The 17,118-nt window shown below is 62.4% G+C and carries 17 protein-coding genes; 1 reads left to right on the forward strand and 16 read right to left on the reverse strand.

Translation table 11 applies throughout. The annotated features are described in order from the left end of the window. Positions 1 to 67: 67 nt before the first annotated feature. Complete coding sequence (locus tag ACYQ3G_RS15575) at positions 68 to 2,197, reverse strand: Tex family protein (protein WP_459827198.1); 2,130 nt, start codon at positions 2,195 to 2,197, stop codon at positions 68 to 70. 168 nt (positions 2,198 to 2,365) lie between these two features. On the opposite strand from ACYQ3G_RS15575, the gene ACYQ3G_RS15580 reads away from it, so the two are divergent. Continuing rightward, on the forward strand, positions 2,366 to 2,758 hold the full coding sequence (locus tag ACYQ3G_RS15580; RefSeq protein ID WP_459827200.1) for a hypothetical protein: 393 nt from the start codon (positions 2,366 to 2,368) through the stop codon (positions 2,756 to 2,758). A 172-nt stretch (positions 2,759 to 2,930) separates the two neighbouring features. On the opposite strand, the gene ACYQ3G_RS15585 is transcribed toward ACYQ3G_RS15580, so the two are convergent. The 15 genes from ACYQ3G_RS15585 to dsrP form a co-directional block, all read right to left on the reverse strand. Further along, positions 2,931 to 3,968 carry a DUF1786 domain-containing protein gene (locus ACYQ3G_RS15585; protein WP_459827203.1) on the reverse strand — a complete coding sequence of 346 codons (1,038 nt, stop codon included), beginning with the start codon at positions 3,966 to 3,968 and terminating at the stop codon, positions 2,931 to 2,933. Between the two features lie 172 nt (positions 3,969 to 4,140). Then, a complete protein-coding gene (clpB, locus tag ACYQ3G_RS15590) occupies positions 4,141 to 6,735 on the reverse strand; it encodes an ATP-dependent chaperone ClpB (RefSeq protein WP_459827206.1) in 2,595 nt (864 codons plus the stop codon). A 35-nt stretch (positions 6,736 to 6,770) separates the two neighbouring features. Continuing rightward, positions 6,771 to 7,085 (reverse strand): chaperone modulator CbpM, encoded by a 315-nt coding sequence (locus ACYQ3G_RS15595; protein ID WP_459827209.1) that lies wholly within the window; start codon positions 7,083 to 7,085, stop codon positions 6,771 to 6,773. 9 nt (positions 7,086 to 7,094) lie between these two features. Then, positions 7,095 to 8,054 (reverse strand): DnaJ C-terminal domain-containing protein, encoded by a 960-nt coding sequence (locus ACYQ3G_RS15600; RefSeq protein WP_459827212.1) that lies wholly within the window; start codon positions 8,052 to 8,054, stop codon positions 7,095 to 7,097. 81 nt (positions 8,055 to 8,135) lie between these two features. After that, a complete protein-coding gene (locus ACYQ3G_RS15605) occupies positions 8,136 to 8,759 on the reverse strand; it encodes a YkgJ family cysteine cluster protein (RefSeq protein WP_459827215.1) in 624 nt (207 codons plus the stop codon). Between the two features lie 162 nt (positions 8,760 to 8,921). After that, positions 8,922 to 9,269 carry a DVU0772 family protein gene (locus tag ACYQ3G_RS15610; protein ID WP_028578009.1) on the reverse strand — a complete coding sequence of 116 codons (348 nt, stop codon included), beginning with the start codon at positions 9,267 to 9,269 and terminating at the stop codon, positions 8,922 to 8,924. 63 nt (positions 9,270 to 9,332) lie between these two features. Beyond that, complete coding sequence (locus ACYQ3G_RS15615; protein WP_459827219.1) at positions 9,333 to 10,754, reverse strand: cobyrinic acid a,c-diamide synthase CobB; 1,422 nt, start codon at positions 10,752 to 10,754, stop codon at positions 9,333 to 9,335. Between the two features lie 9 nt (positions 10,755 to 10,763). Further along, entirely contained in the window at positions 10,764 to 11,000 is a 237-nt protein-coding gene (locus ACYQ3G_RS15620; RefSeq protein ID WP_028578007.1) for a dissimilatory sulfite reductase D family protein, read from the reverse strand. 68 nt (positions 11,001 to 11,068) lie between these two features. After that, a complete protein-coding gene (dsrB, locus tag ACYQ3G_RS15625; RefSeq protein ID WP_459827222.1) occupies positions 11,069 to 12,229 on the reverse strand; it encodes a dissimilatory-type sulfite reductase subunit beta in 1,161 nt (386 codons plus the stop codon). A 15-nt stretch (positions 12,230 to 12,244) separates the two neighbouring features. After that, the gene (dsrA, locus tag ACYQ3G_RS15630) at positions 12,245 to 13,558 is read right to left on the reverse strand and encodes a dissimilatory-type sulfite reductase subunit alpha (RefSeq protein ID WP_459827225.1); all 1,314 of its coding nucleotides are present in this window, start codon (positions 13,556 to 13,558) and stop codon (positions 12,245 to 12,247) included. Positions 13,559 to 13,741: 183 nt separating this feature from the next. After that, positions 13,742 to 14,365 carry a tetratricopeptide repeat protein gene (locus ACYQ3G_RS15635; RefSeq protein WP_028578004.1) on the reverse strand — a complete coding sequence of 208 codons (624 nt, stop codon included), beginning with the start codon at positions 14,363 to 14,365 and terminating at the stop codon, positions 13,742 to 13,744. A gap of 7 nt (positions 14,366 to 14,372) precedes the next feature. Further along, the gene (locus ACYQ3G_RS15640; protein ID WP_028578003.1) at positions 14,373 to 14,744 is read right to left on the reverse strand and encodes a hypothetical protein; all 372 of its coding nucleotides are present in this window, start codon (positions 14,742 to 14,744) and stop codon (positions 14,373 to 14,375) included. Then, complete coding sequence (locus ACYQ3G_RS15645; protein WP_459827229.1) at positions 14,737 to 15,423, reverse strand: YkgJ family cysteine cluster protein; 687 nt, start codon at positions 15,421 to 15,423, stop codon at positions 14,737 to 14,739. Before ACYQ3G_RS15645 ends, ACYQ3G_RS15640 begins: the two co-directional genes overlap by 8 nt. Positions 15,424 to 15,588: 165 nt before the next feature. Then, positions 15,589 to 15,777, reverse strand: coding sequence for a ferredoxin (locus ACYQ3G_RS15650; RefSeq protein ID WP_028578002.1), 189 nt, complete (start codon positions 15,775 to 15,777; stop codon positions 15,589 to 15,591). Positions 15,778 to 15,954: 177 nt separating this feature from the next. Beyond that, a complete protein-coding gene (gene dsrP / locus ACYQ3G_RS15655) occupies positions 15,955 to 17,109 on the reverse strand; it encodes a sulfate reduction electron transfer complex DsrMKJOP subunit DsrP (RefSeq protein ID WP_028578001.1) in 1,155 nt (384 codons plus the stop codon). Positions 17,110 to 17,118: the final 9 nt, after the last annotated feature.

Raw genomic sequence — 17,118 nt, forward strand, 5'->3', positions numbered from 1 at the left:
GCGGGCAGGGGGCGCGCCCCCTGCACCCGCGCTTGGGGGATGGGCTTGTTGAGGGGATTCGGTGCGTTCAGATTGTGCGCATGGACAGGCCGATGCGGCGGCGCTTCACGTCCACTTCCAGCACCGTGACCTGCACCTGCTGGCCCGTGCGGACCACCTCCGAAGGGTCACGGACGTAGCGGTCGGCCAGGTTGCTGATGTGCACCAGGCCGTCCTGGTGCACACCCACGTCCACGAAGGCCCCGAAGCGGGTCACGTTGGTCACGATGCCCGGCAGGCTCATGCCCGGGTGCAAGTCCGCAATGTCGTGCACATCGGCGAAGCGGAAGACCTGGAAGGCCGGACGCGGGTCGCGCCCTGGCTTCTCCAGTTCGGCCAGGATGTCCTTCAGGGTGGGCAGCCCCACCTCGTCCCCCACGTAGCGCGAAAGATCGATGCGCCTGCGCAGGCTTTCGTCCCGCAGAAGTTCGGCCACCCCGCAGCCGACATCCTTGGCCATGCGCCCGACCAGTTCGTAGCGCTCGGGATGGATGGCGCTGCCGTCCAGGGGGTTCTTTCCATCCCTGATGCGCAGAAAGCCGGCGCACTGCTCGAAGGCCTTGGGCCCCAGGCGCTTGACCTTGAGCAGGCCTCGACGGTCCGTGAAGGGACCGTTCTCCTTGCGGTAGAGGGCGATGTTGGCGGCCAGGACCGGGCCCAGGCCCGAGACGTGGGCCAGGAGCTCGGGGCTCGCCGTGTTCACGTCCACGCCGACCTGGTTGACGCAGGACACGACCACGTCGTCGAGACTCCTCTTCAGGGCCGCCTGGTCCACATCATGCTGGTACTGGCCCACGCCGATGGACTTGGGGTCGATCTTGACCAGCTCGGCCAGGGGGTCCATGAGGCGTCGGCCGATGGACACGGCGCCGCGGTAGGTCAAATCCAGGTCCGGGAACTCGCGCCGCGCGATTTCGGATGCCGAATAGACCGAAGCCCCGGCCTCGTTGACCAGAATGACATCCACCTCCGCCGGCAGGCCAAGCCCCCTGACAAACTCCTCGGTCTCGCGGCCCCCCGTGCCGTTGCCCACGGCAACGGCCTGCACGCCGTGGGTCCTGACCATGGAGACGATGACACGCCCGGCCTCTTCGGCCTGGCCCTTGCCGCCCACGGGAAATATCGTCTGCCAGTGCAGCAGGCTCCCCTGCTCGTCCAGGCAGACGAGCTTGGCGCCCGTGCGCAGGCCCGGGTCCAAGGCCAGAATGCGGCGCGGCCCCAGGGGCGGGGCCAGCAGCAGCTCGCGCAGGTTGGCGGCGAACACGCCGATGGCCTCCGCGTCGGCCCTCGTTTTCAACTCGCCCCACAGCTCCGTCTCCAGGGACGGGGCCAAGAGGCGGCAGTAGCCGTCGGCCGCGGCCTCCCTGACCACTTCGCCGCACGGCCCCTTGGGGACGGGAAACGTCCGCGTCAGCAGTGACAGGGCCTCGTCCTGGTCCGGGCGCAGGGCCAGGGACAGCACCTTCTCCCGCTCCCCGCGCAGCATGGCCAGGATGCGGTGCCCAGGAGCCGTGCGCGCGGGTTCGCGCCAGTCGAAATAATCGAGGTACTTCTGGCCCTCGGCGTCCTGTCCCTTGCGCACCGCCGACGCGATGACGCCCTTGGCCGCGAACATGGCGCGCAGCCCCTCGCGGCAGCGCCTGTCCTCGCTGACCGTCTCGGCGATGATGTCCCGCGCCCCGGCCAGGGCGGCCGCCGCATCGGGCACGTCCTTGCCGGGGTCGAGGTACCCAGCGGCCGCGGCCTGCGGGTTCACCCCGCCGGACAGGATCGTCCGCGCCAGAGGCTCCAGGCCCCGCTCCCTGGCCATGGTCGCGCGGGTCCGCTTCTTGGGCCGGTACGGCAGGTAGACGTCCTCCAGCTCGGCCAGGGTCGAGGACCGCAGCACGGCCCGTTCCAGGTCCGCGCTCAGCAGATCGCGCTCGCGCAGGCTGCCCAGGATCGCCTCCCGGCGCTTGTCCAGCTCGCGTGCCGCGTCCAGGGCGTCGCGGACGTTCTGGATGGCCACTTCATCGAGTCCCCCAGTGCGTTCCTTGCGGTAGCGGGCGATGAACGGGACCGTACCGCCCTCGTCCAGCAGTTCGGCCACGCTCCTGACCTGGACCTCGGGGATGGCCACAGCCTGACCGACTCGTTTGAAAATATCCGATTCCGGCATGGAAACTCCTTGAAGTTGTAATCGAAGGGCCGACCTGGTTCTTGCGGGCCGGGAGATCAATACCGTACATGCGGCAGACAATGTGCATAAACGGACACGTCTTCCGACCTGACGGATTCAGCGGTCCTACATGCGGGACGGCGCAATCACTCTCCAGGAGACCGGCTCATGACGTTCAAAATACTGCTGCTCTGGGCGGCCATCATCCCCATGGCCATCGCCAACGGAATTTTCCGCGACACCGTGCTGGTCAGGGTCTTCGGACAAAAACGGGCGCGCACCGCCAGCGGCCTGAGCCTGAGCGCGGCCATCCTGGCCTGGACAGTCCTGACCATCCCCTGGATTCAGCTCCCCGGAGCGCAGCACTACGCGAGCGTCGGCCTTGCCTGGCTGACGCTGACCGTGACCTTCGAATTCCTCTTCGGCCGGTTCGTGGCCCGGAAACCCTGGCCGGAACTCCTGCGGGCCTACCGCTTCGAGGACGGCGACATCTGGCCCCTGGTCCTCGCGGTCGTGGCCCTTTCGCCCTCTATGGCGGCAGCCCTGCGAATGCTCCATTAGCCGTGGTTCCTTCCGGACCGCAAAGCGACCGAAAAAAACCAGGCAGATCAATGAGCACGCCCTGGCGGACAGGAAGAAGACTTTGCCGGTGCGTTCGCGCCTGCGAAGACAAGGGGGAAAACCGGCGGGAGAACGGCGGGCCGGCTAGGCCCGCCCCAAGAAGACGCGGCGCCTAATACGCTCCGCCCTGCTGCCGCCATCCCTTGAGCAGGCCGAAGCACCCGGCCAGCATCATGTCACCGCCCGGCGCCAGGAATTCCACCTTGGCGTCGGCCAGCAGTGCCCGACGCGGGCCCAGGACCACAATGCGCTCGAAGCCTTCCGGCAGGTCCGGGACGGTCACGCAGCCGTGGCCGCCGTCGTCGAAGACCTCCTGGTTGCCCAATTCCCCGTGCCGAAAGCGCCGCAGATGATCGAGCAGTCTGGTCTCGTCCAGGTGGCCGGTATGGTGTTCGTAGACCCCGAGCACGCGGGTGCCGAGGACGAGGAAGGCGATGGTGTGACTGTTGCCGACGTTGACCACGAGCACGCCGTCCGTGGCCGCCGTGCGCTCTACGGACGGGTCGAAAAGCGCGCCCAGCAGGGCGGCCGAGCCCGTGTCGGCCACGAGCCCCACGCCGATGGAGCGGCGCAGACAGGCCAGGCGGGTCATCTCCTCGGGCGGGTCGGCGTACAAGAGACGCGAGACGTCCCCGCCGTCCTCGTTCATGAACCGCTCCCAATAGGCGAAGCGCGAGATGCGGTTGCTCTTGCCGGGGTGGAAGCCGTGGTCCTGCACGCAGGCCAGGACGAGATCGGGCTGGGGCAGGCCCGCGTGCTGCAGCAGGCCGCGCCAGAAGCCGGGGTCGAAGTCCGTCAGCAGCACCTGCGAAGCCGACAGGGGCGGGATGGACGTGATCTCGATGCCGTGGCCGCGCACCTGGTCCAGGTCGTCGCCCAGAGCCAGGGCGGCCTCGGGGTGGGCGTAGACCTTGAGACCCGCGTCCTGATGGGCCTTGACCGCCCGCCAGAAGCCACCGCCCATGTTCTGGCCATGCAGGTAGATGTCTCGCCCGGCCTTTGTCAGTTCCCTGATGCGGGCGGCCACGTTCCTGGCCGGGGACGGCAGGATGAACTTGGGGCAGTTCTCCAGTTCCAGGCCTTCCTGGTAAAGCAGCACGTCCTGGGTGCCGCTGCCGATATCGAGAATGAGACAGGTCGTGGATTGCACGCTCGCGCTCCTTGCGATGAGAGGATTTCGGGCCACCGACGCCCGAAGGTCCCGGGTAGCCGCTTTCGGCATGGAGGTCCAGAATTCCGGGACGTAAACCCCGCGAACGCAATGAGGCCCGGCCTCGGTGAGATTTCACCGGGGCCGGGCCGTGTCTGGTCAAAGGCTGGAATCAGGCCCTGAAGACCAGGCTGCCACCCTCTTCGTCCACCACCAGCTTCTGCCCGTCGTGCAGGCGGCCGCCGATGATCTCGCGGGCCAGGGGGGTTTCCAGGCGCTGCTGCAGGTAGCGCAGGAGCGGCCGCGCCCCGTAGACCGGGTCGTAGGCCTCGCGGGCGATGAACTCCTTGGCCCGGTCGGTCAGTGTCAGGGTGATCTTGCGTTCGTCGAGGCGCGCCTGCAGGTTGCCCAGGAGCAGGTCGATGATGCGCGTGATCTGCTCGATCAAGAGGGGCTTGAAGAGCACGATCTCGTCCACCCGGTTCAGGAACTCGGGCCGGAAGTGCCCGCGCAGCACGCCCATGACCGACTCGCGCACGCCCTCGCGCAGCTCGCCCCCCTCGGTGATGCCGTCCAGGAGCATGGGCGAGCCGATGTTGGAGGTCATGATGATGATCGTGTTCTTGAAGTCAACGGTGCGGCCGTGGCTGTCCGTCAGGCGGCCGTCGTCGAGGATCTGCAGGAGCACGTTGAAGACGTCGGGGTGGGCCTTCTCGATCTCGTCGAAGAGGACCACGCTGTAAGGCTTGCGCCGCACGGCCTCGGTCAGCTGGCCGCCCTCGTCGTAGCCGATGTAGCCGGGAGGCGCGCCGATGAGCCGGGCCACGGTGTGCTTCTCCATGTACTCGCTCATGTCGAGGCGGACCATGTTCTCCTCGGTGTCGAAGAGGCACTTCGCCAGGGTCTTGCACAGCTCGGTCTTGCCCACGCCCGTGGGCCCCAGGAACATGAAGGAGCCGATGGGCCGCTGCGGGTTTTTGAGGCCCGCCCGGGCGCGCAGGACCGCGTCGGCCACGGCCTGCACGGCCTCGTCCTGGCCGATGACGCGCTCGTGCAGGATGTCGGCCAGCTTCAGGAGTTTCTCGCGCTCCCCTTCCACCAGCTTGGACACCGGGATGCCCGTCCATTTGGAGATGATGGCCGCGATGTCGTCGGGGCCGACCTCCTCGCGCAGCAGGCGCGGCTCGCCGTCGTTGCCGCCCGAAAGCGCGGCGAGCTTCTTGTCCAGCTCCGTCAGTCGGCCGTACTTGAGTTCTGCGGCCCGGTTCAGGTCATACTCGCGCTCGGCCTTGGCGATGGCCTCCTTGGTGGCCTCCAGCTCCTTCTTGACCTGACTGATCTCGTCGATGCCGCTCTTCTCCCGCTCCCACTGGGCGCGGAGGCCCATCTGCGTCTCCTTGAGTTCGGCCAGCTCCTTTTCGAGCTTCTCCAGGCGCTCGCGCGAAGCGGCGTCGCTCTCGCGGCGCAGGGCCTCGCGCTCGATCTCCAGCTGCATGGTCTTGCGGTTGATCTCGTCCAGCTCCGTCGGCAGGGAATCAATCTCCGTGCGGATCATGGCCGCGGCCTCGTCGATGAGGTCGATGGCCTTGTCGGGCAGCTGGCGGTCCGAGATGTAGCGACTGGACAGGGTCACGGCCGTAACCAGGGCCGAATCGGAGATGCGCACGCCGTGGTGGACCTCAAAGCGCTCGCGCAGGCCGCGCAGGATGGAGATGGCGTCCTCGACGCTGGGCTCGTCCACCACCACGGGCTGGAAGCGGCGCTCCAGGGCCGGGTCCTTCTCGATGTACTTGCGGTACTCGTCCAGGGTCGTGGCGCCGATGCAATGCAGCTCGCCGCGCGCCAGCATGGGCTTCAACAGGTTGCCGGCGTCCATGGCGCCCTCGGTCTTGCCCGCTCCGACAATGGTGTGCAGCTCGTCGATGAAGAGGATGACGCGGCCATCGGACTGCTGCACTTCCTTCAGCACGGCCTTGAGGCGCTCCTCGAACTCGCCGCGGTACTTGGCCCCGGCGATGAGAGCGCCCATGTCGAGGGCGAAGACGGTCTTGTCCTTGAGGCCCTCGGGCACGTCCTTGTTCAGGATGCGCTGGGCCAGGCCCTCGACGATGGCCGTCTTGCCGACGCCCGCCTCGCCGATCATGACCGGGTTGTTCTTGGTGCGCCGCGAGAGGATGCGGATGCAGCGGCGGATTTCCGAGTCGCGGCCGATGACGGGGTCGAGCTTGCCCTTGCGGGCGTCCTCGACCAGGTCGCGGCCGTACTTCTTCAGGGCGTCGTAGGTCTCCTCGGGATTGGCCGAGGTCACGCGCTGGTTGCCGCGCACTTCGGCCAGCACGGAGAGGACCTTGTCCTTGGTCAGGGCGAACTGGCGCAGCACCGCGGCCGCCGGACCCGTGCCCGGCTTGTCGAGGATCGCAAGCAACACGTGCTCCACGCTGACGTACTCGTCCTGCATCTGCTTGGACAGGTCCAAGGCGGCCAGCATGACCTCGTTCATGCGCTGGGTGACGTAGATCTGGCCCGGCTGGGCGCCGGGTCCGCTGACGCGCGGCAGCCTGCCCAGCTCCGTGTCGAGAGCCTGGGCGATGGCCTTCACGTCGTAGCCGGCCCGCTCCAGCAGACGCGGTACGAGCCCCTGCTCCTGCCCCACCAGGGCGCGGAACAGATGGTCGACATCCACCTGCTGGTGCCCGAAACGGATGGCCACCTGCTGGGCTTCGGCCACCGCTTCCTGTGATTTCTGCGTGAATTTGTTCAGATCCATGTGAATCCTCCGTTAGCGTCGCGCGAGCGGGACCGTCAGAGTCGGTCAGCCGAGGCGCTCAGCCGTTCTTCCAAGTGTGCGATGCGTTCCAGAAGGTCGACGATGATGATGCCGGCCACGGGGCTGAGTTCGAAATCCGAACACAGGCGTCTGTACTTGCGCACGCGAAACACATCCATATCGACAAAAAGAAATTCCTCCCGGGCAGTCCGGGCCGGGACGATCCAGTCCAGTCGGACCAGCTCCATGAGCGCGTCCTCGGTCACGCCCGTCAGCTCCAGGAACTCCCTGAGGCTGATGCGGTCCGAGGTCGCCGGCACGGCGTGTTCATGTATCTGCACGATGGTCATTCCCCACTCCTACCTGGCCTGAAATGAAGAGATTGCCGCGAGCTCCTGCCACAACTCCCGTTCCCGGTCCGTGAGATTCTTCGGGGAACGAATGGCCATGCGCACGAACTGGTCTCCCTGGCTTTCGCCCTTGCCCAGACCCTTGCCGGCCAGGCGCAGCTTCTGTCCGCTGCTCACGCCGGCCGGGATGTTCATGTCCACGGGCCCGTCCAGGGTCGGGATGCGTACGGTGCACCCCAGGACCGCCTCCCACGGGGCCAGGCGGAGGTCATAGACCACGTTCACGCCTTCGAGGCGGAAGAGCGGGTGCTCGGCAATGGTCACCTGCAGCAGCAGGTCCCCTGCCGGCCCTCCGCCCATGCCGGGCGAACCCTGCCCCGCCAGACGTATCTTGGCCCCGTCCTTGACCCCTGAAGGGATGTTGACCTCCAGGGTCTTGGACTGCATCTGAGGCCTGCCGTCGGCGCCTCGCACCTGCTCCTGCAGGGTCAGGGTCTTGCGTCCGCCGCGGTAGGCCTCCTCCATGGTCAGGTTGAGGCGAACCTCGGCGTCGTGGCCGCGGCTGCGCATGGTCCGTCCGAACGGGTCGCCGCCGAAGCGGCCGCCTCCGTAGCTCCCGCCCCCTCCGAAACCGCCTGAGCCGCCGAAGATTGTCTCGAAGAAGTCGCTGAAACCCTCGCCGCCGAACCCGCCGGAACGGAACTGAAAATTCTCGAATCCCGGCGGCGGCTGGAAGTTCTGTCCATCCTTCCAGTTGGGCCCGAGGGAGTCGTAGAGCTTGCGCTTCTCCGGATCCTTCAGGACCTCGTAGGCCTCGTTGATCTCCTTGAACTTGGCCTCGGCCTCAGGATTGTCGGGGTTCAGGTCGGGGTGGTATTTTCGGGCCAGCTTCTTGAAGGCCTTGCCGACTTCCTCCTGACTCGCCCCCTTGGCCACACCGAGCAGCGTGTAATAGTCCTTGTATTCCAAAGTAGTACCACTCCTTATGCTCGAATCTTTCGCGTCACAGATAATGCGCGCCGAACGCAAGTCAACAATTTGACGCCGATTTTACCGTAATCCATACTGCATATAGTCGCGGTTCAGCGGAGCCAGGACCAGCCACAGCGGACGGCCGAAGTACGCCCACAGTTCTTCGTCCGTCGTCCCGACCTTCTCCGCGAAGCTTTGCCTGAAATGCGCCTCGCGGCGGATGAGGCTGTCGAGTTCCTGCGGAATGCCGTCGCCAGCGCGCCGAGCGGCGGCAAGCCTGACCGCCTCCCCAGCGGGAAAAAGCCGTTCGTGCTCCTCGATGCATGCCCGCAGGGCCGACCCGGCGGCAACGACATTCTCCCGGGCCAGAGTCGGAGTGTCCATGGCGCAGAATATGTCTCCCGTATCCGCGCAGGACAGGGAACGACATTCAAGGGGCCGGTGCGTGTAGACGCCGCACGCAGCGTTCTCCTCCTCGAAATACATGCACGCCCATCCCCCGTCCCGGCCGCGGATCTTCAGCAACTCGACCTCCAAAGGACGAAGGCCGTTCGCGCGTGGATCGAAGGCCTGCTCCCCGCGCCTCAGGCAGACCAGGCTGCCCATGGGGATGTGTTCAAGCAACCCGGCGTCCGACAGATGCAGGGCCGGCCCCCCCTTTCGACAGCAGGTACCGCACCTGCGGCATGTATTCAAAGACATCGGCCCTCCTTGGGAGCAAGTCGGTCATCATGGCAACGGTGAAACCGCCGGCGCACTTCGGGTACGCCCGAAAATACGGTAGCGATGTGGCACGAACAGTCAATGCGCAAAAATGAGAAAAGCCGGACTAGCCGGCTTTTCGAGAGAATATGGTAGATAAGATCAGTTATACAGCTCTTTTTCGAGCCACTGTCTCACATCGTCGTTGACTGGGTAAACGCCCTTGTGATTGTACACGCCCTTGAGGAACTTGTCCGCCAGTTTGTCAGGGAGCGGAAGGACCGCGAGTTCGTCGGCACCGTCTGAGTTGCGATACAAGAGCGTGACCGTCGGTTTTTCATTCCACGTATTTATGACGAAGTAATGGGAAAAGTCTTCTTTGCCGCGCACTGCGTTCTGATAGCCGCCGCGATATCCGTTGTTGCCCCATTCGAGATAGATGGCCACGGCATCTTCCGGGGTCATTTCCCAATCAATGATGAGATCCTTGAAAGCTCGTAACTGTCCCATAGTTCACCTCCGTTTCTTGAGATCAACTATTAATAACTATTCCTGAGTAGGTCAAGTGGACTTTCAAAGTCTGATATCGGGGCAGGGATGACCGGCAAGACGGGCATCGCGGTACACCCTGGCCGCGGCGACAAAATTTCCGGCCCAGGAGGGGTTTCCGAGCGCATGCATGTGCGTGTAGCCGGCCAGGCAATTGCGGAAGAGAACGCCATCACACCCTTTGGCCATGCCCTGGCCACGCTCGACCTTGAAAACGAAGGATGAAACATTCTCGACGTCGATGCAGCGGGAATAATGGAATTCGTGACCGGTGAGCCGCGTGGAGGCGACATAAAAGGGGTTGGGCGCAGACACGACGGAACTCATGTAGCCATGCCCCTGCGGCTTTTCGAAAACCTTCGTCGTCAACGGGAACACCCCGGACATGGGATAGGAAACGCCGCCATACAGAAGCTCACGGCTCAGGTACATGAGGCCGCCGCATTCGGCGTAAAAGGGCATCCCTGCGTGAACGAGGCCGCGGACCGACTCGCGCATGGCGGCATTAGCCGCCAAGCCTTGAGCCAGGGTCTCGGGAAACCCGCCGCCCATGTACACGGCATCGACGCCAGGTACTGCACTGTCCTCAAGCAGGCTGAACTCGACAATCTCGGCCCCGGCATGCCGCAAGGCCTCGAAATTTTCCTGGTAGTAGAACCACAAGGCCGCGTCACGAGCCACGCCGATGCGTACGGACTTCCCCGCGGGAGCGGTCGGGTACAGCGGCGCCAGTTCCCCATGGAAAGCAGGCGCCGAGCGGGCGATCGCCAGACACGCGTCGAGATCGGCGTTGTCGCGCAGGCAACCGGCGATGGCCGCGAACGGGTCGCGTTCGTGCTCGGCGTCGGAAATAAGGCCCATGTGCCGTTCGGGAATGGGGTTTTCCGAGAGTTTCGGCAGGATGCCGAGAACCTTGACGTCGGTGTATTTCTCGATGGAGTCCCGCAGGATGTTCTGATGACGGCACCCGGCCGTGCGGTTCAGAACGACGCCCCGGATGTCGACCAGCGGGTCGAAGGCGGTCAGGCCGAGAATGATGGCGGCCATGGTGCGGGTGACTTTGGTGCAGTCGGCAACGACGATGACGGGACAGTTCAGGAGTTTGGCCAGTTCGGCCGATGAGCAGGAACCTTCGACGTCCTTGCCGTCGTACAACCCTCGATTGCCTTCAAGCAAGGCCAGATCGGCTCCGCGAGCCCGGGACCAGAAAAGGTTCCGCAGGACATCGGACGACAACAAGAAAGGATCCAGATTCGTCGTGTCGCTCCGGCTGGCCAAGCTCAGCCATTTGGCATCGATATAATCTGGACCCTTTTTGAAGGCCTGAACGCTCAGGCCGTGCTCCGTGAAGGCGCGTGCGAGCCCCAGGCTGACGATGGTCTTGCCGGAACCGCCACCAAGACCGGCAACAAGTATCCGGGGACACGTCAAAACAGAGGCAGGCATCAGAAAATCTTAATCTTCGCCTTCGGTATGAGCCTGCTTACCAGCCCCGGGAACACCGTACATGGTGGTGCTGCCGCTGGACCAGTATTCAAGCACGCCGTCGGAAACGAGCTGGTTGATCACCTTCTTGGCTTCGCGCATTTTCATATCGGGAAAAAGAGCGGCCAGGTCGTTGAAATAAAACTTGGATTTCTGCTTGGACTTGGACTCGATGTACTCCAAAACGATCTGTTTAGGATCTGACATGCTAGCCTCTCTTATGGTTTAGGGCCGGCTTGCGCCGGCCCTATAGGTTTTCAAATCGGCGGGTCAGCTTAGAACTTGAAGTTCGTGGTCTGACGCCAAGTGTAGTAGGCCGGATCACGGAAATCATCGATCATGTGCTCGGAGAAATCGAGGGCACATTTTTCGAAGAAACGTTCCCAACCGATGCGCTCGGCCCAGTCACCAACGCGCTCGTACTTACGGGCGTCGGCGGCGTAGGCTTCCACGATCTGGCGGATGACCTTGGCCAGCGTGGGCCAGCGGGGCGGCTCGTTCGGGATGAAGGCCACGACGACCTTGGAGAACTTGGGATTGCTGATGCGGTTGGAAACCTTGCCACCGGCCATGATGACGAGGCCGTCACCAGTCTGGTCGGACAGGGGCAGGGACGGACACATGGTGTAACAGTTACCACAGAACATGCAGCGCTCGTTCTTGATGGCAACGGTGTTGACCGTCTTGGTTTCACCGGCTTCGGTCACGATTTCCTTCTTGGTCGGACGGATGGCGCCTACGGGGCAGGCGGCGACGGCCAACGGGATTTCGCACAGGTTGTCCAGCCACTCGTGGTCGATGACCGGAGGCTTGCGGTGGTAGCCCAGGATGGCGATGTCGGAGCAGTGAACGGCACCGCACATGTTCAGGCAGCACGCCATGGAGATGCGGACCTGAGCGGGCATGCGCATCTGGCCGAACTCTTCGAACAGTTCGTCAAGAACGACCTTGACCGTACCGGAAGCGTCCGTGGCCGGGGTGTGGCAGTGGACCCAACCCTGGGTGTGGACGATGTTGGTGATGCCGGCGCCGGTTCCGCCAACGGGGAACTTGTGGCTGCCGCCGTCGAACTTCTGGGCGTTCAAGAATTCTTTGAGCTTCTTGGCTTCGGCAAGGGTGCCGACCATGAACTCAATATTGTTACGCGTGGTGAAACGCAGGTGGCCACCACAGAACTTGTCGGCGATTTCGCAGATTTCGCGAACGTGACCGATGGACATGAGGCGGGCGCCGCCGCAACGAACAGTGTAGACTTCGTCGCCGCTCTCGGCCTTGTGCATCAGGATGCCGGGTTCACAGATTTCGTGCCACAGCCACTGCCCCTTGTTCTTGGCAATGACCGGGGGAAAGAAGTCGGAAGCATGGCGGGGGCCGATGTCCGAAATCCTGTTTTCCATTGGTTTTTCGGGATTGTATCCGGAAGAAACAAAAGCCATTTTCAACCCCCCTTCTTATCTCTGATGGTGTTTACGGTAATCCGCGATGTCGCGATCCCAGCCGCCTTCAACGTCCTCTTCCTTCCAGAAGATGTACGGATTGTGGCGGGGTTCCATAACATGCTGGGGCACCGGGGTCAGACCGACGGCAGCGATGGCCTTGGCCAAGCCCTGACGCTTGATGAGCTCACCAAGACGTTCACGGTTCTTGCCTTCTTCCATCCACCATTCCCAAATGCCTTCAATGATCTCCTTGATCTCGTCATAAGGCTCTTCGACCTTCATGAAGGGCACGAGCAGGGAGCCCATCTGCGCGCCATCCAGGATCGGGGCCTTGGCGCCGACGAGGATGGACAGACCGCGGTCATTACCGATGCGCAGAGCGCGGGGCATGACGTTCAGGCAGTGCATGCAACGGGTGCATTCACGGTTGTTGATCTTCAGCTTGCCGTCTTCCAGCCACATGCATTCGGTCGGGCACAGGTCGATGACTTCCTTCTGAATGTCGAAAGCGCCCCAGTCCTTGCCGGCGTGAGCGCCGCCGTTGGGCTGGATTTCACCACCGATATAGGCGGCGACAGCTTCCTGGTCGATGCGGATGTCGTCGCGCCAGGTGCCGATGAAGGACATGTCGGAACGGGCGATGGAGGCCACGCAACCATTCGGACAACCATCAAACTTGAACTTGAACTTGTAGGGGAAGGCCGGACGGTGCAGTTCGTCCTGGTATTCCTGGGTCATCTGGTAGCACAGTTCCTGGGTGTCGTAACAGGCCCATTCACAGCGGGAGTCGCCCAGACAGGAAGCAGGGGTACGCAGGTTGGAACCGGAACCGCCCAAGTCGTTGTTCATCTTGTGGGTCAGCTCGAAGTAGAACTCTTCCAGCTGGGGAGTAGTGGTGCCCAACAACACGATGTCGCCGGTGGCGCCGTGCATGTTGGTCAGGCCGGAACCGCGCATTTCCCACAGATCGCAGAGCTGCTTCAGGAACTCCGTGGTGTAGTACATGCCCGCGGGCTGAGCGACACGGATGGTATGAAAATGAGCAACGCCGGGGAACATCTGGGGCTGGTCACAGTAACGGCCAATAACGCCGCCGCCGTAACCGAAAACACCGACGATGCCGCCGTGCTTCCAGTGAGTGGTGCCGTCCTTGTAGGACAGTTCCAGGATGCCGAGGAGGTCATCGCAAACGTCAACGGGAATCTGGTATTCAACGTTGTTCACGTTCTTAAGACGTCTCTCGGCTTCCTCCTTGATGTCCGCCACAAAACTCGGCCACGGACCGCTCTGAAGCTGATCCAGCAACGGGGTCGCATGTTTAGCCATTACACATCCTCCTTAAAAAGATTAGACCGTGCACAGTCATCGCGACAGTTTCTAACTACTGCGCGACCCTCTACCTCTTAACAATTTCAGCAAGTTCTGAAAAATTCATGCTCGTGAATCTTCGTACAATACCGGTCAATTGTCAACCTGTATTTCACCCGCCGTCGGCCCGGAACAAAGAGTTTATCTATATTGCGCGATTTCCGCCAGCACCTGGGACTCGACATCGAAACCGGTCTCGACTGCCTTGTCGAAGTAGATGAGGGCCTTCTTCGGCTCACCCTTGTCCAGGTAGGCCAGGCCGATGTTGTTGTAGGCAGGGCCGAACATCGGCTCGATCTCGATGGCCTTGCTGCACTGCATGATGCACCCGTCCGGATCGCCGAGGGCGAGATAGGCGCTCCCGAGAGTCGTATGGGCCTGAATGAACTGCGGGTCCAGGCTGATGGCCTTTTTCAGGGCCTTCACGGCCTTGTCGGGGTTCTGCTGCTGCATGTGCACGAACCCGATGTTTCCCCACGGAACGGCGAAGCGAGGACGTACCTCGGTGGCCTTGCGATTCATCTTCAGGCATTCATCGAGGTCGCCGCGGTGCATGGCCAGACCGCCGAGCTGGACGTAGGCCTCGGCAATCCCTGGTTCGAGGGCGAGAGCCTCCTCGAAGGCTTTCTGGGCCTCATCGAGGTTTCTTTCCGCGACAAGGGACACGCCCAGATTGTACAGAAGCGTTGCGGAATCGGGGTTGTCCTGCAGGGCGGCCTTGAGGGCTGCCACCGACTTGGGGCCGTAATCAGCATGTTTTTTCATAAGGCACCTAGGGCTTGTAATCGTTGATGTCGACACTGTGCTTTTTGAGTTCTTCCGCATACCACAGGGAAAACTCGAACATTCCGATATAGCGCTCGTCGCCGTTGACCATGCCCAGACACATCTCGAGAACGCCCTGCCCGTAAGCATTGCTGTACTTCTCGGGGGCATGCTTCTGCAGGTATTCCCTGACGAGCTGCTGCGTGGTTCTCTTGGTCCCGTCAGTGCGCCACTCGATGGGCTCCTTGGGCTCGGCGAAGGGATTCCAGCGCTCGTAGCCGATGCGGTCCACGAACTTGCGCCGTCGCGGGGACATCGTCTCATAGATGGCCTTTTTCTGGGCTTCGTGTTCTTCGGTCATGGCGAAAGGCTTATGCATCGGATCCTCCGGCGAAGCCGCCCGTAGCAGCATCGTCTTTCTGCAGACCGAAAAATTCATCGGAATAGACGGTCATCAGGGCCGAGGAAACCGGGACGTGCATGAACCGGAAATCGGAGTACTGCGAACCGACGGAATCGAGCACCTTGTTGCTGAGCGCCAGCAGCATGTCCTGAATACGCTCGAGCTTCACCGCCGGGTAGGACTTTCCGGGCTCGAATCCGGACAAGCCGCAGGTGTGCGACTTGCCGCCTATTTCGAGCGGAATTCCGTAAATGCGGCAGGTGATGGGCCGATACCGGTACAGGACACATTTGTCGTCCGGTCCGAGCAGCGGACAGCGTAGACGCTCCTGGGCCGTGCGCAGCAGAATTTCGGAATGGTCCACAACCTCCGCTTCCCGGGAGGCTTTCTTCTTGAACACATAGGCCTTGCGGTCGGCCTTGTCGGCTTCAATCAGAATCTCGTTGCGGCGGGACTCTTCCAGTTCGGCGAATTTCGAGTTCAGGTACATGGCTTCGATAAGCGTCAGGTCGAAAAGGGCATGACAGCAGTCGCTGCATCCCTGGTGGCACTTCACCTCGGCGGCGAAGTTTCCGGCGACCTTCTGAAAAACGGCGTCGATCTGAGCAACTAGAGACTCATACTCGCTGAAGAAAACTGAGAAGTCTGAATTCATGAAATACTACCTTCACCGGGAGCGCAGGGCATCCCGTGGAAATGGGCGCGACAGCCGAATCTGGGACTGAGAAGTGGATTATCGGCGGAGCAGGGAGCGCGCGCCTTGAGCCGTTGGCGGTTGGGACAAAGGCAGGCCCGCGGGGGGCCTGCCTGAGAAAAAGACCTAGTTTTCTTCGATGGTGATGGCGCCCTGCTCGCAGACTTCGACGCAGGACTCACAGCCGAGGCACTCCTCTTCGTTCACGGCCACGGCCTTGCCACCCTGAAGTTCGTAAACTTCAACGGGGCACACGTCCACGCACTCGCCATCACCAACGCATTTGTCGACATCGACGGTAACAGTATAACCCATGATCTACCTCCAAAATTCTTTGAAATTCCCGCTTTTGCGAGTTGGATAAGGGACCCTTACACACGATCAAAAAAGCTGTAAACCCAAATCGAGACTTTGAGACAAAGTAAATTTATGCTGTGATTTCAGGCAGAAAAAAAAGCGGGCGCCCGGTGGGGCGCCCGCGGACAAGGCGATCTACTCGACTTCCTGCTTCACGCCGATGGCGACCTTGTACAGGATGGTCAAAACCAGGAAGCCGGTGGCGTAAATGCCCAGGGAGACCCCCAGTTCGAGTTGGGAAGGAACGTATTCGGTGATCTCGTGCAGAGGGTTCGGCACGAAGCCGCCGCCGATCATGCCAAGGCCCTTGTCGATCCAGGCCCCGATGAAGATCAGGAGGCAACCGATGATAAGCATGTTGTCCTGCTGTCTGTTTTTGGGAACAAGCAGGATGAGGATGCCCGCTACGGCCATGATCATGGCGGACCACATCCAGGGCACGAGCACGCCGTGTCCGTGGTACCCGGCGAAGAGGTACTGCAGGTGCGCCATATGCGAAGGGATCTGGCTGTAGAAGACCGTGAACACTTCGCACAGGAGCAGGAACAGGTTTACGCACATGGCGTAGACCACGGTCTTGCCCAGGGTGGGCAGGACGCCCTTGCCGGGATCGAAGCCGGTGAAGACCTTGGCGATGTACGTCACCAGGATGAGGAACGCGGGACCGGCGGCGAAAGCCGAGGCCAGGAAGCGGGCGGCCAGCACGGCGGTCAGCCAGTAGCCGCGGCCGGGAAGGCCGCAGTACAGGAAGGCCGTGACCGTGTGGATGGACACCGCCCAGGGAATGGACAGGTAGATGAAGAACTTGATCCACTTGGGCGGCGCGACCTGCTTGCGCTCGGCTTCGAGGGTCACCCAGCCGACCAGGATGTTGATGAGCAGGTAGCCGTTCAGGACCACCATGTCCCAAAACAGGATGGAGTTGGGCGTCGGGTGGATCAGGACGTTCATCAGACGCTGCGGGGAACCCAGGTCGGCGACGATGAAGAGCAGGCACAGGATGACCATGGCCACGGCGTTGAATTCGCCGAGGATCAGGATCTTGGCGAACTTGTGGTAGTCGTGCAGGTACTTGGGGATGACCAGCATGACGGCCGAGGCGGCCACGCCGACCAGGAAGGTGAACTGCGCGATGTAGAAGCCCCAGGTCACGTCGCGGCTCATGCCGGTGATGGTCAGACCGTGGGAGAGCTGCTGCCAGTAGCAGGCCGCCCCGACGCTCATCAGGAGGAGCAGGAAGGCGATCCAGCCCCAGTAAACTTTTGATCCTTTTATGGCTTTTTCAAGCATGGTTCACCC

The sequence above is a fragment of the Desulfomicrobium salsuginis genome (assembly GCF_054657795.1).

What these genes read in the sequence shown, in the direction of transcription:
- ACYQ3G_RS15575 (WP_459827198.1), bottom strand. Translation starts at nt 2,197, where the DNA reads ATGCCGGAATCGGATATTTTCAAACGAGTCGGTCAGGCTGTGGCCATC.
- ACYQ3G_RS15580 (WP_459827200.1), top strand. Translation starts at nt 2,366, where the DNA reads ATGACGTTCAAAATACTGCTGCTCTGGGCGGCCATCATCCCCATGGCC.
- clpB (WP_459827206.1), bottom strand. Translation starts at nt 6,735, where the DNA reads ATGGATCTGAACAAATTCACGCAGAAATCACAGGAAGCGGTGGCCGAA.
- ACYQ3G_RS15595 (WP_459827209.1), bottom strand. Translation starts at nt 7,085, where the DNA reads ATGACCATCGTGCAGATACATGAACACGCCGTGCCGGCGACCTCGGAC.
- ACYQ3G_RS15605 (WP_459827215.1), bottom strand. Translation starts at nt 8,759, where the DNA reads ATGTCTTTGAATACATGCCGCAGGTGCGGTACCTGCTGTCGAAAGGGG.
- ACYQ3G_RS15610 (WP_028578009.1), bottom strand. Translation starts at nt 9,269, where the DNA reads ATGGGACAGTTACGAGCTTTCAAGGATCTCATCATTGATTGGGAAATG.
- ACYQ3G_RS15615 (WP_459827219.1), bottom strand. Translation starts at nt 10,754, where the DNA reads ATGCCTGCCTCTGTTTTGACGTGTCCCCGGATACTTGTTGCCGGTCTT.
- ACYQ3G_RS15620 (WP_028578007.1), bottom strand. Translation starts at nt 11,000, where the DNA reads ATGTCAGATCCTAAACAGATCGTTTTGGAGTACATCGAGTCCAAGTCC.
- dsrB (WP_459827222.1), bottom strand. Translation starts at nt 12,229, where the DNA reads ATGGCTTTTGTTTCTTCCGGATACAATCCCGAAAAACCAATGGAAAAC.
- dsrA (WP_459827225.1), bottom strand. Translation starts at nt 13,558, where the DNA reads ATGGCTAAACATGCGACCCCGTTGCTGGATCAGCTTCAGAGCGGTCCG.
- ACYQ3G_RS15635 (WP_028578004.1), bottom strand. Translation starts at nt 14,365, where the DNA reads ATGAAAAAACATGCTGATTACGGCCCCAAGTCGGTGGCAGCCCTCAAG.
- ACYQ3G_RS15640 (WP_028578003.1), bottom strand. Translation starts at nt 14,744, where the DNA reads ATGCATAAGCCTTTCGCCATGACCGAAGAACACGAAGCCCAGAAAAAG.
- ACYQ3G_RS15645 (WP_459827229.1), bottom strand. Translation starts at nt 15,423, where the DNA reads ATGAATTCAGACTTCTCAGTTTTCTTCAGCGAGTATGAGTCTCTAGTT.
- ACYQ3G_RS15650 (WP_028578002.1), bottom strand. Translation starts at nt 15,777, where the DNA reads ATGGGTTATACTGTTACCGTCGATGTCGACAAATGCGTTGGTGATGGC.
- dsrP (WP_028578001.1), bottom strand. Translation starts at nt 17,109, where the DNA reads ATGCTTGAAAAAGCCATAAAAGGATCAAAAGTTTACTGGGGCTGGATC.